Origin of the sequence: Rhodovulum sp. (genome assembly GCF_011048875.1) — a bacterium.
In the GTDB taxonomy this organism is placed as follows: Bacteria; Pseudomonadota; Alphaproteobacteria; order Rhodobacterales; family Rhodobacteraceae; genus Rhodovulum; species Rhodovulum tesquicola.
Window position 1 is genome coordinate 1 of record NZ_DSDD01000310.1, and the last position, 3086, is coordinate 3086.

General features: G+C 68.8%; 4 protein-coding genes. All 4 read left to right on the forward strand.

Annotated elements, in window-relative coordinates; genetic code table 11:
* The coding region (locus ENN83_RS10960; RefSeq protein ID WP_287186946.1) for an SGNH hydrolase domain-containing protein at window positions 1-433 on the forward strand (433 nt) is incomplete at its 5' end.
* A gap of 3 nt (window positions 434-436) precedes the next feature.
* Window positions 437-1558 (forward strand): FAD-dependent oxidoreductase, encoded by a 1122-nt coding sequence (locus tag ENN83_RS10965; protein WP_349760119.1) that lies wholly within the window; start codon window positions 437-439, stop codon window positions 1556-1558.
* A complete protein-coding gene (locus ENN83_RS16960; protein WP_349760120.1) occupies window positions 1555-1998 on the forward strand; it encodes a GMC family oxidoreductase in 444 nt (147 codons plus the stop codon). Before ENN83_RS10965 ends, ENN83_RS16960 begins: the two co-directional genes overlap by 4 nt.
* Window positions 1995-2771, forward strand: coding sequence for an SDR family oxidoreductase (locus ENN83_RS10970; RefSeq protein WP_287186949.1), 777 nt, complete (start codon window positions 1995-1997; stop codon window positions 2769-2771). The genes ENN83_RS16960 and ENN83_RS10970 overlap by 4 nt, the downstream gene beginning before the upstream one ends.
* Window positions 2772-3086: the final 315 nt, after the last annotated feature.

Genomic DNA, 3086 nt, shown 5'->3' on the forward strand with positions numbered 1-3086 from the left:
GACCGAACCGGCCGGGGGCGGGCAGGGGGCGCTTGTGGCCGCGGCGCTTTCCCACACGCTCGACCGGCTGGCGCCGCTCGTGCCGCATGTCTTCATCTTGCGTCAGGCGCCCGAGATCGCGCAGTATTCCGCCGGTAGCGCGGCCCAGGCGCTGGCCTATGGCCGGCTTGATGCCGACGAGGTGCGCCTGCAACTGGGCACCACCCCCCGCGCCGCGCTCGAGGCGCGCTTTGCCGCCGCCGATGCCGCGCTCGGGGCCGCGGCGGGCCGGGAGGGGGTCGCGGTGATCGACCTGTGGCGCGATCTCTGCACGCCGCAGGCCTGCACCGCCTATCTGAACGGCCGACCGGTCTATTTCGACAACAACCACGTCACGAATACCGGCGCGCTTGCCCTGCGCGCCCGGTTCGCGCCGGTCTTCGGAGGAAGCTGAGCCATGGAGAGCAGCATCACCCTTGCAGAAGCCCGGGCGGGGCGCTGGGACGTGCTGGTGATCGGCGCGGGCATGGGCGGCGGTCTTCTGGGGCGGCGGCTGGCCGAGCGGGGGCTGTCGGTGCTGTTCCTGGAAAAGGGACCGGCGGGCCATTCGGCCGAACAGACCCGCACTTCCGAAACGATCATCCATCCCGCGGCGCGGCTGTTGCGTGGGCTCTGGCCGAAGCCGGCCGAGGCGCGGCTTGACGGTGTGGTGACCCGGTTCTTCGGCCCCTATGGGGCGGGGCCGGGCGGATCCTCGGTGTTCTACGCCGCCGCGCTGGAACGGCCCGAGCGCCACGATCTGGACGACGATCCGGCCCTGCCGTATCCCACGGGAGGCTGGCCCGTGGGGTTCGATGCGTTCCGGCCCTATTTCGACGAGGCCGCGGCGCTGCTGCATCTGAGCGGCACCCCCGATCCGCTGTCTGCGGAGCCGCCGCCGCTCCTGCAGCCGCCCGGCCCGCTCTCGGCCGGGGATGCCGCGCTGATCGCCGAGATGGAGGCGCGCGGGCTGCATCCCTACCGGCTGCATCTGGCGGTGCGCGATCCTGGGCGCTGCCGGGGATGCCTGGGTGCGAAATGCCTTTGGGACTGCAAGATGGACGGCCGCTCTGCCGGGGTGCGCCCGGCACTGGCGACGGGCCGGGCGGCGCTTCTGGCGGGATGCGACGTGCGCGAGATCCTCGAGGATGGCCGCCGCGTCACCGGGCTGCGTGTGCATCGGAACAGGCAGGAGGCAGAGCTTGCCGCCCCGGTCTGCGTGCTGTGCGCCGGTGCGCTTGGCTCGGCGCGGCTTCTGCTGGCCTCGAACCGCCACGACCCGGCGGGCTGCGCCAATTCCAGCGGCTGGGTCGGGCGCGGCCTGATGTTCCATCTCAACGAGATCTTCGTGCTCTGGCCGCGCGGGCGGCAGGACGGCGAAGCGGGGTTCGGCAAGGCGATCTCGCTGCGCGATCTCTACGCCTTGGACGGGCAGCGCTTCGGGCTGATCCAGTCGATGGGGATGGAGGTCAGCCATGCCAACATGGTGGCCCATCTGAACCGGCTTTATGACCAGTCGGTGCTGCGGCGCTGGCGATGAGCCGGCTCTTCGGCCGTGCGGCGGTCTTCGTGGGCATGATCGAGGATTTCCCCTATCCCGAGAACCGCGTGCTGCTGAATCCCCAGGATCCCGAGATCCTGACCTTCGAATATACCTATCGCAAGGAATTGCTGGCCCGCCGCAAGCGGTTCCGCAAGGCGCTTCTGCGCGCGTTCCGCGGTCACCGGCGGTTCATGGTCTCGTTGCAGCCGATGCTCAATTTCGGCCATCCGACGGGCACGCTGCGCTTCGGCACCGATCCGACCCGCTCGGTGCTGCGGCCCGATTGCCGGACCCATGATCTGGACAATCTCTATGTGGCCGATGCCGCGTTCATGCCGAGCGCGCTGGGGGTCAATCCCAGCCTGACGATCGCCGCGAACGCGCTGCGGGTGGCCGACATCATCGCCGGGCGGGTGCAGGGGAGGGCATCGCCATGACAGGACCCCATCCGCCGCCATCCGTCGCGCTGGTCACCGGGGCCGGGCGCGGTCTTGGCCGGGAACTGGCGCTGGCGCTGGCCGGGCACGGGCTGAGGGTGGCCGCCCTGGGGCGCGCGGCGGAACCGCTCGGGGATCTGGCCCGGGCGGCGCCCGAGGGGCGCATCCTGCCGGTCCTGGCCGATGTGGCCGATCCCGTATCCTTGCGCGCCGCCTTTGCCCGGATCGATGCCGCGTTCGGGCCGCTTGATACGCTGATCAACAATGCCGCGATCTATCCCCATCGCGATTTCCTGGACGAGACGCCCGAGAGCTTCATGCAGACCGTCGCGGTCAATCTGGGCGGGATGGCCAGTTGCGCGATGCTGGCGCTCGAACGCATGGTCCCACGCGGTCATGGCCGGATCGTCAATATCACCTCCTTTGCCGATCTGAATCCGGTGCATCTGGCCTCGGCCTATTCGGTGTCCAAGGGGGCAGGGCGCATACTGACACGGGCGATGGTCCGGGACTTGGCGGACCGCTTTCCCGACATCGTGATCAGCGACTGGATCCCCGGCGCGCTGAACACCGGCATGGGAATTCCCGGGGGGCACGACCCGGCCAGGGCCGCCCGATGGGGTGCGGCGCTGGCCCTCTGGCGTGACCCCGCGCTGAGTGGCGCCGTCTTCGTGGAAGATCGCGAGCAGCTTCCGCATCTGTCGCTCAAGCGCAGGCTTTTCAACAAGTTGACCGGCACCGCGCCGCAGGTGCGGCGGCTCGGCGGGGACTGAGCGCGGTCCGATAGGAAGGAAAGCGCCCTGTTTCAATCCTCCAGCACATGCAGGAAATCGCTCAGCCTGAACAATCCGACCAGGTCCGGCCTGAACAACGGCGAAGTGGTTGATCAAGACCTCTGCATAATACCGGATTCCCGCTGGTTTCCCGATTTGGTATCCGTCGCCTGGGATATTTCGGAGCGGCTATATGGACCTGTTTTTGCGCGAGGTGTCGGATCGGATTGGCGATGACGATGTGCTTTCCAAGGTGGACGCGCTGCTGGATTGGCGGGCGTTTGGGGCGATCCTGAAGCGCGGTCTCAAGCGGTC